This is a genomic window from Kribbella qitaiheensis, assembly GCF_014217565.1.
GTDB classification, from domain to species: domain Bacteria; phylum Actinomycetota; class Actinomycetes; order Propionibacteriales; family Kribbellaceae; genus Kribbella; species Kribbella qitaiheensis_A.
Genome location: NZ_CP043661.1, coordinates 1,475,642 through 1,490,676, shown reverse-complemented (window position 1 = coordinate 1,490,676; position 15,035 = coordinate 1,475,642). Strand labels below are relative to the sequence as shown.

General features: G+C 67.3%; 14 protein-coding genes. 4 read left to right on the top strand and 10 right to left on the bottom strand.

From position 1 onward, the window contains the following. Positions 1-73: 73 nt before the first annotated feature. Positions 74-640 carry an O-methyltransferase gene (locus F1D05_RS06765; protein ID WP_246486478.1) on the bottom strand — a complete coding sequence of 189 codons (567 nt, stop codon included), beginning with the start codon at positions 638-640 and terminating at the stop codon, positions 74-76. Positions 641-913: 273 nt separating this feature from the next. Between F1D05_RS06765 and F1D05_RS06760 the strand changes: the two genes are divergently transcribed. The 3 genes from F1D05_RS06760 to F1D05_RS06750 all read left to right on the top strand — a co-directional run bounded on the left by F1D05_RS06760 (position 914) and on the right by F1D05_RS06750 (position 3,425). After that, positions 914-1,066, top strand: coding sequence for a hypothetical protein (locus F1D05_RS06760; RefSeq protein ID WP_020392829.1), 153 nt, complete (start codon positions 914-916; stop codon positions 1,064-1,066). Next, on the top strand, positions 1,063-2,127 hold the full coding sequence (locus F1D05_RS06755) for a 3-isopropylmalate dehydrogenase (RefSeq protein WP_185446483.1): 1,065 nt from the start codon (positions 1,063-1,065) through the stop codon (positions 2,125-2,127). Before F1D05_RS06760 ends, F1D05_RS06755 begins: the two co-directional genes overlap by 4 nt. A 206-nt stretch (positions 2,128-2,333) precedes the next feature. Next, positions 2,334-3,425: a branched-chain amino acid aminotransferase gene (locus tag F1D05_RS06750; RefSeq protein WP_185446482.1), complete on the top strand. Its 1,092-nt coding sequence runs from the start codon at positions 2,334-2,336 to the stop codon at positions 3,423-3,425. A 70-nt stretch (positions 3,426-3,495) separates the two neighbouring features. On the opposite strand, the gene F1D05_RS06745 is transcribed toward F1D05_RS06750, so the two are convergent. The 9 genes from F1D05_RS06745 to F1D05_RS06705 form a co-directional block, all read right to left on the bottom strand. Then, on the bottom strand, positions 3,496-4,674 hold the full coding sequence (locus F1D05_RS06745; RefSeq protein WP_185446481.1) for a polysaccharide lyase family 7 protein: 1,179 nt from the start codon (positions 4,672-4,674) through the stop codon (positions 3,496-3,498). Positions 4,675-4,683: 9 nt separating this feature from the next. Then, entirely contained in the window at positions 4,684-5,742 is a 1,059-nt protein-coding gene (locus F1D05_RS06740) for a DUF1565 domain-containing protein (RefSeq protein ID WP_185446480.1), read from the bottom strand. A gap of 7 nt (positions 5,743-5,749) precedes the next feature. Continuing rightward, on the bottom strand, positions 5,750-6,340 hold the full coding sequence (locus F1D05_RS06735; protein WP_185446479.1) for a DUF624 domain-containing protein: 591 nt from the start codon (positions 6,338-6,340) through the stop codon (positions 5,750-5,752). Between the two features lie 95 nt (positions 6,341-6,435). Continuing rightward, positions 6,436-8,427, bottom strand: a complete 1,992-nt coding sequence (locus F1D05_RS06730; protein ID WP_185446478.1) for a DUF4962 domain-containing protein — start codon at positions 8,425-8,427, stop codon at positions 6,436-6,438. Continuing rightward, positions 8,418-9,884: a heparinase II/III domain-containing protein gene (locus F1D05_RS06725; protein ID WP_246486835.1), complete on the bottom strand. Its 1,467-nt coding sequence runs from the start codon at positions 9,882-9,884 to the stop codon at positions 8,418-8,420. The genes F1D05_RS06730 and F1D05_RS06725 overlap by 10 nt, the downstream gene beginning before the upstream one ends. Further along, positions 9,884-10,651 carry an SDR family NAD(P)-dependent oxidoreductase gene (locus tag F1D05_RS06720; RefSeq protein ID WP_185446476.1) on the bottom strand — a complete coding sequence of 256 codons (768 nt, stop codon included), beginning with the start codon at positions 10,649-10,651 and terminating at the stop codon, positions 9,884-9,886. Before F1D05_RS06720 ends, F1D05_RS06725 begins: the two co-directional genes overlap by 1 nt. Positions 10,652-10,661: 10 nt before the next feature. Further along, positions 10,662-11,522 (bottom strand): carbohydrate ABC transporter permease, encoded by an 861-nt coding sequence (locus F1D05_RS06715; protein WP_185446475.1) that lies wholly within the window; start codon positions 11,520-11,522, stop codon positions 10,662-10,664. Then, entirely contained in the window at positions 11,509-12,480 is a 972-nt protein-coding gene (locus F1D05_RS06710) for a carbohydrate ABC transporter permease (RefSeq protein WP_206686104.1), read from the bottom strand. Before F1D05_RS06710 ends, F1D05_RS06715 begins: the two co-directional genes overlap by 14 nt. Then, on the bottom strand, positions 12,477-13,790 hold the full coding sequence (locus tag F1D05_RS06705) for an ABC transporter substrate-binding protein (RefSeq protein WP_206686103.1): 1,314 nt from the start codon (positions 13,788-13,790) through the stop codon (positions 12,477-12,479). Before F1D05_RS06705 ends, F1D05_RS06710 begins: the two co-directional genes overlap by 4 nt. Positions 13,791-13,937: 147 nt before the next feature. On the opposite strand from F1D05_RS06705, the gene F1D05_RS06700 reads away from it, so the two are divergent. Then, positions 13,938-14,987, top strand: coding sequence for a LacI family DNA-binding transcriptional regulator (locus F1D05_RS06700; protein WP_185446474.1), 1,050 nt, complete (start codon positions 13,938-13,940; stop codon positions 14,985-14,987). Positions 14,988-15,035 lie beyond the last annotated feature (48 nt).

The window sequence follows — 15,035 nt, the reverse complement described above, 5'->3', positions numbered from 1 at the left end:
CCGGGAGAGGACAGGCCACGACAAGCCGCCCCGTCGTCGGAATAGCACGCAGGGGCGGGCTTTCCCGTAGTACTCAGCGCTTGGTTGCCAGCAGGACGGCCGCGTCCGGCGCGACCATTACTTCTACTGTGGTGAAGCGTTCGTCCATCAGCCATTCTTGGCGGAGGGTGTCGACCCGGCCTCCGTACATGGGGGGCCAGACTGCCGACGGGGTGAAGTCGTCCAGTACTACGAAGCCGCCCGGCTCGACGGCCTCGGCGATCACGTCGCGGGCGGAGAGCTTCGCCTCGCGCGCGTCCACGAAGAGCAAGGAGAACGGCCCGCGCTCGATCAGCGCCGACCAGTCCGCCGACAGCACCTCGATCCGGCCGTCTTCGGCGAAGAGCTCAGCGACCACCTTCGCCAGCTGCGGATCGCTCTCGGCGGTAACGATCTTGGTGTCGTCGGTCGCGCCGCTGCGCAGCCAGGCCGAGCCGACGCCGCAGCCGGTGCCGACCTCGCCGAGCGTCCCCGTCCGCGACGCGGCCAAGGTCGCGAGCAACCGGCCCGTCTCGTTGCGGGTGGCGCTGACGAATCCGCGCCGGCCGGACAGGCTGAGGGCCGCTGAAACCAGCGGTGGCAGTTCTGGAGGAGCACTCACCGGTTGAGAGTTGCACAGCATCGGTCCAGTCGTGTCACTGGCATCTCACATCTCGGGACAGTCTGCCCGCATGGTGGCGAATTAGTCGGACGCCAGAGTATCTTCGGACCCATCATGCAGTTCGTGGTACACCGCATGGGACCGCTGCCGCACCGGGGTCCGCTAAGGTCGACCGCGGTGAAGCTATCGGGCGCGGGTTTCGGCGTACTTCCCGCCCGGTAGTGCCAGTCGTCGGCCGTTTGTGACAAGCACGAGACCAAACGGGAGAGCAGCATGTACGACATGTATCCGGCCAACTGGAAGGTCGTCGACGGACGCGAGCGCAAGGCCGCCCGCCGTCGCCGCCCCGCACCACGCCAGGCCGAGACCCAGCCAGTCCAAGAGGCCATGAACCGCCGCGACAACGGGGGAGAACCCAAGAAGTGAGCACGCAACAGCGCCCAGCCAAGACGGCGTTCAAGCTGGCAGTGGTAGGTGGCGACGGGATCGGTCCCGAGGTCACCGCCGAGGCGCTCAAGGTCCTCGACGCGGTCAGCGCGAACTACGGCGTCACGTTCGAGCGCACGGAGTACGACCTCGGCGCGAAGCGCTGGCACGCGACCGGGGAGACCCTGCCGGATGCCGAGCTCGAGGAGATCCGCAAGCACGACGCGATCCTGCTCGGCGCGGTCGGCGACCCGACGGTCCCGTCCGGCGTACTGGAGCGTGGCCTGCTCCTCAAGCTCCGCTTCGCCCTCGACCACTACGTGAACCTGCGCCCCTCGAAGGTCTACCCGTCGGTCGGCTCGCCGCTGGCGAACCCGGGCCAGGTCGACTTCGTCGTCGTCCGGGAAGGCACCGAAGGCCCGTACGTCGGCAACGGCGGCGCCCTCCGCGTCGGCACCCCGGCCGAGATCGCGACCGAGGTCAGCGTCAACACGGCGTACGGCGTGGAGCGGGTCGTCCGCGACGCGTTCGCCCGGGCGCAGGCGCGGCCGCGCAAGAAGCTGACCCTGGTGCACAAGAACAACGTGCTCGTGTACGCCGGTCACCTCTGGACCCGGACCGTCGACGCGGTGAAGAAGGACTTCCCCGACATCACCGTCGACTACCTGCACGTGGACGCGGCGACCATCTTCATGGTCACCGACCCGGCCCGGTTCGACGTGATCGTCACCGACAACCTGTTCGGCGACATCATCACCGACCTGGCCGCCGCGATCAGCGGTGGGATCGGGCTGGCCGCGAGCGGCAACATCAACCCAGACAAGACCGCGCCGAGCATGTTCGAGCCGGTGCACGGCTCCGCTCCGGACATCGCCGGCCAGCAGAAAGCCGACCCGACGGCGGCGATCCTGTCCACCGCACTGCTCTGCGACCACCTCGGCCTGACCGAGGCTGCGGCAGCGATCGAGGCGGCCGTGACCGCGGATATCGAGGAGCGCACCGGCGACGCACGGACCACCTCGGAGATCGGTGACGCGATCGCCAAGCGCGCGGCCGGGTGATCCGATGTTTCCGTACTCCGCTCGCCCGGCCTGCACGGCCGGGCGCGGGAGCCACGCTGCCCGTGGCCGGGTGGCGGGGCGCTCGTTTGCTCGCCTGACCAGTTCGCCTAGAGGTACGGTGCCGCTATGAGTGAGCGTAGCGAGCGATCAGACAACACTGCCGCCTCTGCGCTCATGCCGAAACCGAGCGCCAGCGAGGTGCCGGCATGAGCGCCGATCTGCAGTTCTCCGTTGAGCCAAACACCCAACCGGCCAGCGACGACCAGCGCGCCCAGATCCTGGCGAACCCAGGATTCGGGCAACAGTTCTCCGACCACATGGCGATCGCCACGTGGACCCGGGACAACGGCTGGCACGACGCGAGGATCACCGCCTTCGGGCCGCTGGAGCTTTCTCCGGCGACCTCGGTGTTCCACTACGCCCAGACCATCTTCGAGGGGATGAAGGCCTACCGGCACCCCGACGACTCGATCCACCTGTTCCGGCCCGAGGCCAACGCGGCGCGGTTCAACCGCTCCGCGCACCGGCTCGCGCTGCCGGAGCTGCCCGAGGCCGCGTTCCTGGACTCGTTGCACAAGCTGGTCGAGCTCGACAAGGCCTGGGTGCCCGCCGGTGGCGAGACCTCGCTGTACCTGCGACCGTTCATGTTCGGCTCGGACCCGTTCCTCGGCGTCCGCCCGTCGGCCCAGGTCACGTACTGCGCGATCGCGTCGCCCGCCGGCTCGTACTTCGCCAAGGGCGTCAAGCCGGTCCGGATCTGGCTGAGCGAGGAGTACACCCGCGCGGCCCCCGGTGGCACCGGCGCGGCCAAGACGGGTGGCAACTACGCCTCGTCGCTGCTGGCCCAGGCCGAGGCGACCGAGCAGGGTTGCGACCAGGTCGCCTTCCTCGACGCGGTCGAGAAGAAGTGGATCGAAGAGCTCGGCGGGATGAACCTGTACTTCGTCCTCGACGACAACTCGGTGGTCACGCCGGAGCTGTCCGGCACGATCCTCGAGGGGATCACCCGTGACTCGATCCTGAAGCTGGTCACCGACCTCGGCTACTCCGTCGCCGAGCGGAAGATCTCGATCGACGAGTGGCGCGACGGTGCCGCCTCCGGCAAGATCCGCGAGGTCTTCGCCTGCGGTACGGCCGCGGTGATCACCCCGGTCGCGTCGCTGAAGTGGAAGGACGGCGAGGTCCAGGTGGCCGACGGCAACGGGGGCCCCATCACCGGCGCAATCCGGTCGGCTCTCCTCGACGTCCAGTACGGCCGTACCAAAGACACACATAACTGGATGACAAAGGTCTGCTGAGGGTCCCAACAACTCCTTACGTCCGAAGAACCGGAGGTACGTGTACTCCGGTTCTTCGGACGTAACTGTTTTAGGAGTGGGTGACCGTCACGTTGTGGATTGTGGTCTGGCCGTAGTTCGACTCCGCGCAGGGTGACGAGTTGGTGCAGTTGGCCTGGGTGTAGGCGCCGGCCTTGAAGTAGGCGCCGGAGAAGCTCTTGCTGATCGTGGTCTGCAGGACACCGTTGTAGTAGGCCTTCACCTGCCCGCCACTCACCACGAACTTGGCTTCGTAGACAGTGCCGAGCGTGTACGAGCTGGTGACCAGCTTGTAGTGAGTGGTGTTCCCGTTGGTGATGTAGAGGCTGCTGCCCTCCAGCCGGAACACGGTGATGTCGTCAGCGGCGTCGTGAATCTGCGCGCCGACCAGCTGCGGTTTGCCGGCCGGCAGGTGGTCGAAGGACTCGCTCACCACCAACGTGTGGGTTCCTGACGTCGACGACCAGCTCGCGTTGGCGCTGCCGTTGCTGGTCATCTCGCGCAGTTCGGACCGCGGGTAGCTCGATCCGCTGGTGGTGACCCCGTTGACCGGAGCGCGGAACTGGACCGCGTCCCCGACCACGGTGAAGTACGGGTCGACCGAGAAGGTGGCGAGGGCCGGCTGCTTGATCTCGGTCGGGCTACCGGCCGAACCGGTCGGCAGGGTGACCTTCCAGTTGGTCAGGTCGAGAACATCAGCCGGTACGCCGCCGCCCGGCGACCCGCCGTCGGGGCCCCAGACCTCCACCTCGGTGATGCTGTTCCAGGTGCCCGTTCCACCGGCGTTCACCTGGTACCCGTGCCCGACGTACCGGACCTTGGAAGCGGCCTGGTCGGTGAAGTCGAAGGTCTGCAACCCGGTCGTGCTGCCGCTGCTCAGGCCGTCGAACACGGTCGCCCAGGCGGAGCCGTTCCACAGTTGCAGCTCGAAGTCGTTGCGCCGCTCGTTGCCCTTGTAAACAGCCACCTTGATGTGGCTGACGGTCTTGGAACTGCCCAGGTCGAGTTGCAAGCTGGCGCCGTCACCATCACCGGACCAGCGGGTGGAGTAGTTCTTGTCGACCGCATTGGCCGCGACGTTGCTGTCGCTCGTGCTCGCGGTGACCGAGCTCGCGCCCGGGGTGATCTCCACGTTCGCGGCGCTGGCGGGCGCGGCCGCGATCGCCGCGGCCGCGATCCCTGCCGCCGCCGCGGCAAGGGCTGTCACCAGCAGAATTCTGAGCTTCTTCATGAGGGCCTCTCATTGACAGGGTTGGGACGGTTGGTACTGCGCGGCGTAGGTGCCGACTGCATCGCCGCCGGTGTTGCCGGTCATCGCGTTGCCGCAGAGGCGTCCCTGCGGCGTCGCCTGGAACTTGATCCCGCCACCGGCGTTGCGCGCGATGACGTTGCTGTAGGCATCGTTATTCACGCCATCAGCAGGAGTGTCGCCGCCGAAGCGGATGCCCGCTCCGACGTTGTCGACGGCAACGTTGTACCGGACCACGTTGCCGCTACCTCGTGAGTCGAACCCGGCCGATCGCGGGTCCTGCTGGCCGGTACAGACGTTGCGTTCGACGACGTTCGCAGTCGAGTTCTCCTTGATGTCGACGCACTCGTTGCCGCGGGTGTTGATCAGGTTGTCGTGGATGCGGTTGCCGGTGCTGACGTCCGGCCGTGCGTCGGGTGCGCCGTTGGCGCCTTGCTGCTCGGGTGCGGTGCCGAGATAGATGCCTTCGCCGTTCTTGCCGCCGCCTCCGAAGACGAAGTCGTGTACGCCGCAGGGGCCGATCTGGTTTGCCGAGAGGTCCGCGTCGGTGATCAGGTAGCGCAGCCGGACGCACTCGTCGCCGGCATTGCGTAAGTGCATGCCACGGATCCGCAGGCCGGTCACGCCGTCGCCTGGGGTGGTGCTCATGACGTAGACCAACTTGCCGCGATAGCCGTCTGGGCTGTCGGGCGAACCGGCCAGACCGTCGACGGTGAAGCCGGTCAGCGTCACGTGGTCGTTGCGGACCTGGAGGATGCGGCTGCCGCCTGCACCGAGCAGGACGGCGTCGGCCGGTCCGGTGACGGTGACGCCGTCCTGGCGGGTGATGGCGTCTTGGAGATAGCGGCCGGCGGCAAGGTGGATGGTTGAGCCGGTCGGTGCGACGTCGAGTGCCTTCTGCAGCGTGGCGAAGGGGGCCGATGGGGTGCTGCCGGTGCTGGAGTCGCTGCCGACCGGGCTTACGTAGTACTGGCTGGGGTTGGCCTGCGCGGGGAGGGCGATGGCGGCGCCCAGTAGGCAGGTGGCGAACAAGATGGTTGGGGTGCGCATGGTGTCCTCACGATTGTTCGAGGCGGGACTGGAGGGACAGGGCTGCCAGGAGAGGGACTGAGGGGCCGAAGAGCAGGGGACCGATGCCGAGGGGGGCGGTCAGGGCTATGACGAGAACAGTTGCCAGGAGCAACAATGCGCCGCGCCAGGAGCCGAACGCGAGGTGGATCGCCGCGTGCCGGCGGCTGGACAGTGAGGCGGTGGGCCGGTGGCCGATGGCCGCCGCAAAAGCCAAGTGGTAGACGATGAACGCGGCAGCAAGGCCGAGTTGGACTGCCAGGAGCACGAAGCCAACTGCGCCTCTACCGAGCAGGAAGACCAGGTTGGCCGTGAGGACCGCGCCGATCGCGGTGGAGATGAGGCTGTGTCGCCAGAGCCGGCGCCAGTGGTTGCGGAAGTCGGCGAAGACGCCGAGGAAGGCGCGTTCGTCACCGTCTTCACGCCAGCGGTGAAGGACCTGGGCGGTCGCGGCGAGGGCTGGCAACCACGTGACCGCCCCGAGGCTCAAGCAACAGAAGGCAAGCCCAGCCGACGCAGGAACAGAGATCCACTGCAACCACCGCAAGGCGACCTGCTCCCAACCAACCCTGGAGCTCATCGCAGCACCGCCCGCTCCCGACCGCCCCCGCGGCGTGACAGCACCCCCTGCCAACCGCCCCGGCAGCACCGCCTGCTTTCGGTCGATCCGCCAGCTCATCGCAGTACGCCGGTGAAGGGAGTAGCCGACTCGTGCAGGGTGCGGCCGGACACGGTGACGCGGGTTGCGCCGACCACTGCCACCCGGTTGCCGCTGCGGATTACTGCGAGGGCGTCGGCCGAGAGGCCCGGTGCCTCGATGAGCGGGCCGAAGTGGACCTGTTCGTCGTCGAAGGCGACCCCGGTGCCAGGCATCTTGGTGGCTGTTGGTGGTGTCGGGTCGAGTGCCGAGGTCGGTTCGATCGCGGCGAGGAACTCGGTGCTGATCAAACGAGGCGTGGTCCATTGCAGGGCTTCGAGGTTCTTGGTGATCGACAGGGCGGGGGTCGACGCGGTCGGGTTGGCCTCGATGGTGCTTCGGGCTGTCGTCGCCGCGATGCCGTTGGGGCCGAGTCGGGTCACCCACGCCTGGGCCGGGCCGGATCGGAGTACGTGCAGGCGACTGGAGACCTGTTCGGACGGCCAGTCGGAGTGCAATAGCCAGGTCCACGTTCGCGGCTGGGCGGCGGCCAGCGAGTCCCGGATCACCAGCCGCCCGCGTGGCGTGACGACCATCGTCCGATCGACCTGCCGTACGCCGAGGTCCGCGTCGAACATCGCCGCCGTCGACGCGATCGCATGCACGAACCCCTCCTCGGCAAGGACGTCGCTCATGGTCGGACGAGCGTCGTACGGGAGGTCCTTGTAGCCGTGATAGCGATCTTCGCCCTTCCAGCCTTGGCCGTCGACGAGGATGAGGTTGTGGTAGCGAGCGCGTTTGCGATTGCAGTAGCCGTCGTCGACCGCGAGGAACGCGCCGTGCGAGATCAGCACGAAGCTGCCGGCGTCGGGGTGATGGTGGCCGGCGTTCAAGGTGTCCCAGCCCAGTTCGCGGCGATGCCGTTCGGCGGCATCCCAGGCGCCGTTGCCGCCACCGGGAGCCGACTTGAACGACACCGTCGTCGCGCCGTCCGCCCAGGAGGTGCGACTCACCACCTGGCCGAGATCGGGGAAGTACGCGGTAGTCGGCTCGGCATCGGGCTCGACGGGCTGCACCGACGGATCGAACCAGAGCAGCTCGTAGAACGCCTCCGGCATCACGCCCGGCTTCACCCCCGACGCGTAGGCCTCCCGCCAGAAGTAGCGATCCGCGACCCGCTGAGCCAACCACTGCGCCTGCCCATGGCGATAGGCCGAAGCCAATCGGTAATAGAGGGCAACCGAGTGCCCGCTGCGCCGATCGTGGCAGTCGCCATGGTCGATGTTCTCCTCGAAGCCCGGCGCCGACTGATGCAGCCGCCACCGGAAGGTGTTGGCGAGGAAGTCGCAGCCCGCCCACAGATCGACGCCTTCGGTGCGCTGCAGCAGGTCTGCATAAACGGCCAGCCACGGTACGCCGTACCGCCAGTAGACGACGCCCTCGGCATCCGACCCGTCAGCCGGGAGCAGCGACAGGACCGTCTCGAAGTTTTCGCGGGCCCGCTTCGTCCAGTCCGGCTGATTTAGCGCATAGCCGGCGGTCGCGAGTCCGGCGTAGCAAATCCAGTTGTGGTTCTGCCAGTAGCTCGACGACCACCATCGCCCCTCGGTTTCGACGGCGAAGTCGTACAAGCGCTGCCCTTGTAGCTCCAGCTTCGCTCGCAACTCGGCGGCCCGGTGTGGCTCGAGATCCGAACCCAGCCAGCTGTAGGCCAAGGACAATCCGTGCAACAACCACCCGGCATCCAGGTCATGGTCGGGCAGCTTCGCCTTGCCCCAGTGCGGATAGGCGATGCAGGTCGAGATCCAGCGCCACGCCTCTTCCAGGTAGTGCCGCTGGCCGGTCAGCCGGAATGCGAGGGCGAGATTCGCGGCGGCCGGCCCGAAGTACGTGATGCTGGCGGTCGGGTGCTCAGCCGGCGGCACCCGCTGTCGATACGTCTCGCACTGCTCGTACAACCGGCGCCACTGTGCCTGATGGGTAGTGGACAGCGAGGCTCGCAAAGCATCGAGATCGTTGATCAGGAGCATGCCTGCACCTCCGGGATCGCACGGTACGTCGAACGGAAGGTGGCGCTGGTCGCGTCGTAGGCCGACCAGTCGACCTGATCGGCAACTCGCTGCGGATCGTCAGCGGGACCAGGCCCGGGCCGAAGCAAGAACTCAGCCGGCCCGACATGCGATCCGACGAGCGACTTGTCCCAATAGCTGGTGGTTCCACGCACAGACACCGGTACTGCGGGTCGCAGTTGCGCCGTGATCTTGTATGGTTCGTTGCACTCGACAACCAGCTCATCAGTCAGCTGCCCATCATTGTGCAGCGTCACCTGCCTCCTGGCGGTCACGCCTGGGTAGGCAGTGTCGCAGGCAACGACGACCGATTTGCTGTCCGCCGAGACCAGCCGACCACTGCACTCGGCCTGCTCCGAATCGTCGATGCGGAACGCGGGATGCGCGGCCGTGCTCGCGTAGTACCGGCGCCAGCCTTGGTGGCCGTAGGGGACCTGCCCCGGATCCGGCTGCCACGCGTCCTGGCCGTAGAGGTAGAGCGCGAGTTTGTCCCGATGACCGTGCGACCCGCCGTGCGGCCCGAAGTCGACGATCGCGAGCAACTCGGCGGACCGCAGTACGGCGTACCCGGCGTGCTCGTAGACCGTGACGCCGAGGCGTGCCGGGGGAGCGGGGAACTCAGCCAGCTCGGCAAGCTCCGCGTCGTACGGCACTCGGCTGTACGGACCATCGTGGAGAGCGGCCAGATGTGGGCCGAAGCGCAGGTTGGTGAGCACACCGGCCATGGAATGCATGCGCTCGGCAACCTTCGCGGGCACGGACAAACCTTCCGTCGCGAGCACGGCGGCACGGAGTACGAAGGAGTGGTAGTAGGTGCTCGCCTCCCACTGCCAGCCGTCATCGTAGGTCGCGGCCAGCAGGTGCTCGTAGAGGCCGTGCTCGCCTTCGAGCCACTCCGGGTCGCGCGAGCAGAGGTAACCGGCGGCGTCTAGCCAGGCGACGTAGTTCGAGGTGAACTTGCCCTCAGCAAGCAGTTTGCCGCGAGCCCTGCCAGCAGCCGAGGCCAAGGCGTCGAGCAACCCGGCAACAGCAGTACTGCGGGTTGGCATTGCCCAGGCTGCCCGGGCGATCGTGACCGCCCAGATCGCCTCGGTCAGCGCTTGCTGGAACAGGACACCGCCGAGCATCCACGGCTCCGGATCAGCTCCGCCAGTGGCGTACAAAGACGCGTACTCCTCCAACTGAGGAGTGATGTCCTCACCGCCCCGAGCCATCCGCAGGAGGTCGGCCGCGCAGGCCTGATGGGCGAGGACCGTCCAGGCACCACGGACAGCTGGGGTGTCGAGACGGCAGCCGTACCGGCAAGGTGCACCTTCGGCAGGGAAGTGACCGGTGAGCAGGTCGACGTGGTCGAGTTCGACGCCGTGGGTGGGGCACACGTAGGCGTGCCACCAGCCGCCCCGCTCGCTGGGAATCATCACCGGAACCAGGCTCCACCGTCGATGTCGATGGTCGAGCCGGTGATGTAGCCGGCGCCGTCCGAGCAGAGCCAGACCGCGGCGGCCGCGACCTCCTCGACGGTCCCGGCGCGCTTCAACGGTGTACCGGCGACGATGTTCTGCTGGACCTCCGGGGGAGTAAAAGTGTCGTGGAACGCGGTCTGCCCGATGAAGCCCGGCGCGAGCGCGTTGACCGTCGTACCGGTGTCGGCGAGTTCCTTGGCCAGGCCCTTGGTGAGGCCGCGGATACCTGCCTTCGCGGCGGAGTACACGGCTGAACCAGCGCCGCCGCCGTTGTGCGCGGCCAGCGAGGACATCGTCACCACGCGACCGTTCGTACCGGCTTGGCGTAGCTGCGGGATGGCGGCCCGGATGGTGCGGAACGTCGTCCCGAGGTTGAGGTCGAGAACCTGCTCGAAGTGCTCGTCGGACATCTCGGCGACCGAGGAACGCCCGACCAGGTGACCGGCGTTGCAGACCACGATGTCCAGCCCACCCAAGAACGCGACCGACTCGGCTACCAGCCGGTCCGCGTCCGCGCTGACTCTCAGATCGGCGCCGATGGCAACGGCTTTGCGACCGGCCCGCTCGATCCGCCGCGTCACCTCGGCCGCTCCGTCGGCGGAGTGCGCGTAGTGGACGGCCACATCGGCGCCCGCGCCGGCCAGAGCGACCGCGATCGCGGCCCCGATTCCGGCGCCGGCACCGGTGACGAGGGCACGGCGACCGGTGAGTTCGTACGTCATCTCGGCTCCTTCACTTGATGCCACTGTTGGCGAATCCCTGAACGAAGTACCGCTGGGTGAGCAGGAACAACACGATCATCGGCAGCGTCGCGAGCGTCGTACCGGCCATCAGGTACTCCCAGTAGGTGCGCTCGCTCTGCTGGAACGCGGCGAGGCCGACCTGGATCACCCGCAGGTCGTCGCGGGTGGTCACGATCAGCGGCCAGAGGAAGTTGTTCCAGCTGTTCTCGAAGGTGATCAGCGCGACGGTCGCGATGGCCGGCTTGATCAGCGGCGTCATCACCTTGGCGTAGATCCCGAACTCACCCATCCCGTCGATCCGGGCCGCCTCCTCGAGTTCCCGCGGCAGCGACAGGTAGAACTGGCGGAACAGGAAGATCGCGAGCGGGGTCAGCGCACCGGGCACGATCAGCGCCCACCAGGAGTCCAGCCAGCCGGAGCCGCCGCGGCCGAGGTAGTCGTTGCCGCCGAAGAACGGCATCGCCTTGGCGATCAGGTACTGCGGAACGATCTTGGTGTACGTCGGGATCATCATCGTGGCCAGCATCGCGACGAACAGCGCGCTCCGGCCGCGGAACGGGACCCGGGCCAGCGAGTAGCCGGCCATCGAGGCCAGTGCCACGTTCAGCACGGTATGGCCGGTCGCGATGATCAGGCTGTTGCGGAAGTAGGTCCCGAACGGCGCGAACTTGAGCGCCTCGGGGTAGTTGCCGAAGTCCCAGTGCCGGGGCAGCCAGGTCGGCGGATAAGAGGTGATCTCGGTGTGGCTCTTCAGTGACGAGAGCACCATCCAGACGAACGGCACGATCATCAACAGCGCGCCGATCGCCAGTACGAGGTGCAGGACGACTTCGCTCTTAGAGCTCCGCATCGCTGTCCTTTCCGGTCAGCCGCCGGCTGATCACCGTGAGTACGAGCAGGAAGACGAACAGCACCATGCTCTGCGCGCAGGCCCGGCTCATGTCGAACTTGCCGAACGCGCTGCGATAGATCTCCAGCGTCATCACTGTGGTGGCGTTCGCCGGACCGCCGTCCGGCGTCAGCACGTAGACCTGCTCGAATACCTGGAACGAGTCGATCAGCGACACGATGAACACAAAGAACGTTGCCGGCCGCAACAACGGAAGCGTGATCGCGAAGAACTTCCGCCTGGGAGTTGCGCCGTCCACATCGGCAGCTTCGTACAGCTCGGGCGGGATCGACTGCAGCGCGGCCAGGTAGATCAGCATCTTCAGGCCGATGCCCTTCCAGACGCTGACGACGATCACCGCGGGCATCGCCCAGGCCGGATCGGACAGCCAAGCCGGGCCTTGGATCCCGACCTGACCGAGTACGGCGTTGAAGAGTCCGATGTTCGGCTCGAACATCCACATCCAGACCAGCGCGATCGCCACCGTGGCGGTGATGTGGGGCAGGAAGTACGCCGCCCGGTACCACGCCCGCCCGCGCAGCTTGCTGTTCAGCAGGACCGCGATCGCGACGGCGATGGCCATCGCGACCGGCACGGTGAAGAAGGTGTAGACCACCGTGTGCCAGATCGAGCGGTTCCAGATCGGGTCGGCGAAGATGTCGCGGAAGTTGCCCAGCCCGGCCCAGGAGATGGTCCCGGCCAGGACGTCGTAATGGGTGAAGGCGAGCACCAGGCTGGCGATCGTCGGGATGCCGATCCACCAGGTCAGGAGGATCACGGCCGGTGCCACCATCAGTACTGCGGCCCGCCGCCGCTCCCAACCGAGTCGCCTGCCCCTCCGAGGCGGCTTGGCCGGGGCAGCCTCGGCAACGGCGGTCTCGGTACGGCGTACTGCGGTTGTCGTCATGGGACCGGTCATTTACCGGAGGCGATCGCGGCTTCGGCCTTCTTGGCCAGGTCGTCCAGCGCCTGCTGCGGGGTCGTCTTGCCCAGCAGCGCCGACTCGATCGCCGCCTTGAAATCGCCCCGAATCTGGAGCCAGGCTGGCACGCCACCCTCGGAGTACGCGTGATCGAGGTTCTTCATCGCGAACTGGACCGCCGGGTTCTTCTGCACGTACTCCGACGACACGAGGCTCTTCAGCGCCGGCACATTGCCGCGTTGCTGGTTCGCCCGCAACGACGGCTGTGCGGAGGCGAGGTACTTGACCCATTCCTTGGCTGCCGCCTGCTGCTTGGACTTCGCCGACACCGCGCCGATCGTGCCGCCCTGGAACAGCGCCGGCCGCTCGCCGGTGACCACGAAGAACCCGACCTGGCCGTCCTTGACCAGGTTCGGCGCGTTCTGCTCGAACTCCTGCCAGGTGTTGTTGTGGCCGAGCATCATCGCGGCGCGACCCTGCACGATCGGTACGCCGGTCGCCGCGCCCGGCTCGGTGAAGCCGAAGTCCTCGGACTTGTCGGTGCGGATGATGTCCGTCATCAACTGCAGCGCGCTGACCGCCTTGGGGGAGTTGAACGCCACCTTTCCGTCCGGCGTGAACAGATCACCACCGGCCGCCCACATCAGCGTCTCGAACCCCTGCCGCAGATCGATGCCGAGGATGTCGATCCCGGCCCGGGTCAGTTTGCCGCTGCCGTCGCGGACGGTCAGCTTGCGCGCGTAGTCGCGGATCTCCGCGAAGGTCGTCGGCGGCTTCTCCGGATCGAGCCCGGCCTGCTTGAACAGATCCTTGCGGTAGTAGCCGTACCGGGTGTCCAGCATGATCGGCCGGGCGTAGACCTTGCCGTCGTACACGCCTGGTGCGACCACGCGCTCGCTGTACAGACTGGTCAGCGCGCTCTCGCTCTCACCGAGGTCGGCGAGCACCCCCTTCGCCGCGAACGGGGGAATCCAGCCGACGCCCATCAGCATCACGTCGTACGGGCGTCCGCTGGCCAGCGAGGTGGTCAGCTTCTCGTTGAGCTTCGCGTACGTCGTGTAGTCCGGGACGATCTTCACGTCCGGGTACTGCTTGGTGAAGTCGGCCATCAGGCCCGACAGCACCTTGGCGCCGTCCGAGCCTTCGAAGATCGGGGTGATCATCCGGATCTCGCCGGTCACCTTGTCGCTCTGGCCGGGCTTGGCCGGTGCGGGCCCACCGCAGCCGACCGCCACCAGCCCGAGCATCGCCAGGCCTGCCCGCTGACCGAATTGTCGCCTTGTGCTGCCCGCTGGCTGCCGGTCCATCGACCTCATCCCCTCCGGGAGTAGTGATGCATCGATTTACCGGTGCATCGATCTAGCGATAATCGAGGGGACACTTCCGGATTGTCAATGGCTGGCCCTCGGTGGGCTTGGCCGCTACGCTCAGGGGATGACCGGGAGGGGTACGGAATGGCTGGTGTGACGATCTACCAGGTTGCCGCGGAGGCGGGGGTGTCGCCGAGCACGGTGTCGAACCTGCTCAACGGCCGCGCGGGCCGGATGCTGCCGGCCACCCGGCGCCGGGTCGAGACCGCCATCGAGCAGCTCGGTTACCGGCCGAACCGCGCCGCCCGCCAGCTCCGCACCGGGCGCAACCAGGTGATCGGCCTGGTGGTTCCATCGGTCGCGAACCCGTTCTGGGGGACTTTCGCCCGGCACCTGGAGGCAGCCGCGCTGGAAGCCGGGTACCACGTGCTGCTCTGCAACTCCGAGCGTGATCCGGAGCGCGAGCGCAGGTATGTCGAAGAGCTCTGGTCGGACGGGATCGGCGGCGTGGTGCTGTGCTCCTCGCTGCCTTCGCTGGAGCACATGATGCCGATGGTCGGCGAAGGCCTCAGCCTGGTCGCCTTTGACCGCACTGCGCAGGTCGGCGACCACGAGAGCCTGGTCAACATCAGCCTGGACAACGTTCTGGGCGCCCGGTTGGCGGCTCGTCATCTGATCGAACTTGGGCACCGACGGCTCGCCTTCGTCTCGGGAGCGCTCGGCAGCGTGAACCGCCGCGAACGCTTCCGCGGCTTCTCGGACGCACTGGAGGATGCCGGGCTCGATCCGGCCGATGCGCTGGTGTGGTCCGGCGGGGCAGACCACAGCTACGGCGACCTCGACGTGGCCGGCCTCGGCCGGACCGCCGCGGCGGAGCTGCTCGCCGAGCCGGACCCGCCCACCGCGATCGTCGCCATCAACGACATGTGCGCCCTCGGTGTCTGCGCCGGCATCCGCGACGCCGGCCTACGGATCGCCTCGGACGTATCGGTCATCGGCTTCGACGACATCGTCCTGGCCGACCTGGCCTCCCCGCCCCTCACCACGATCCGCCAGCCACTGGCAGAGATGGCCGCAGCCGCCTTCGCCAACCTCCGGACCGGAATCGAAAGCGGCACCCCGATGCACGGCCAATCCCTGCTGATGCGCCCGGAATTGGTCATCAGAGAGTCAACCGGCCCTTACTCCACCTGAAATCTGGACTGGGGGCAGCGCCGCAGTACTGATCGGCGTACCGGATGT

Excerpts from the sequence above, each read along its gene's own strand:
- F1D05_RS06760 (WP_020392829.1), top strand. The coding sequence starts at position 914 with ATGTACGACATGTATCCGGCCAACTGGAAGGTCGTCGACGGACGCGAG.
- F1D05_RS06750 (WP_185446482.1), top strand. The coding sequence starts at position 2,334 with ATGAGCGCCGATCTGCAGTTCTCCGTTGAGCCAAACACCCAACCGGCC.
- F1D05_RS06745 (WP_185446481.1), bottom strand. The coding sequence starts at position 4,674 with ATGAAGAAGCTCAGAATTCTGCTGGTGACAGCCCTTGCCGCGGCGGCG.
- F1D05_RS06740 (WP_185446480.1), bottom strand. The coding sequence starts at position 5,742 with ATGCGCACCCCAACCATCTTGTTCGCCACCTGCCTACTGGGCGCCGCC.
- F1D05_RS06735 (WP_185446479.1), bottom strand. The coding sequence starts at position 6,340 with ATGAGCTCCAGGGTTGGTTGGGAGCAGGTCGCCTTGCGGTGGTTGCAG.
- F1D05_RS06730 (WP_185446478.1), bottom strand. The coding sequence starts at position 8,427 with ATGCTCCTGATCAACGATCTCGATGCTTTGCGAGCCTCGCTGTCCACT.
- F1D05_RS06725 (WP_246486835.1), bottom strand. The coding sequence starts at position 9,884 with ATGATTCCCAGCGAGCGGGGCGGCTGGTGGCACGCCTACGTGTGCCCC.
- F1D05_RS06720 (WP_185446476.1), bottom strand. The coding sequence starts at position 10,651 with ATGACGTACGAACTCACCGGTCGCCGTGCCCTCGTCACCGGTGCCGGC.
- F1D05_RS06715 (WP_185446475.1), bottom strand. The coding sequence starts at position 11,522 with ATGCGGAGCTCTAAGAGCGAAGTCGTCCTGCACCTCGTACTGGCGATC.
- F1D05_RS06710 (WP_206686104.1), bottom strand. The coding sequence starts at position 12,480 with ATGACCGGTCCCATGACGACAACCGCAGTACGCCGTACCGAGACCGCC.
- F1D05_RS06705 (WP_206686103.1), bottom strand. The coding sequence starts at position 13,790 with ATGGACCGGCAGCCAGCGGGCAGCACAAGGCGACAATTCGGTCAGCGG.
- F1D05_RS06700 (WP_185446474.1), top strand. The coding sequence starts at position 13,938 with ATGGCTGGTGTGACGATCTACCAGGTTGCCGCGGAGGCGGGGGTGTCG.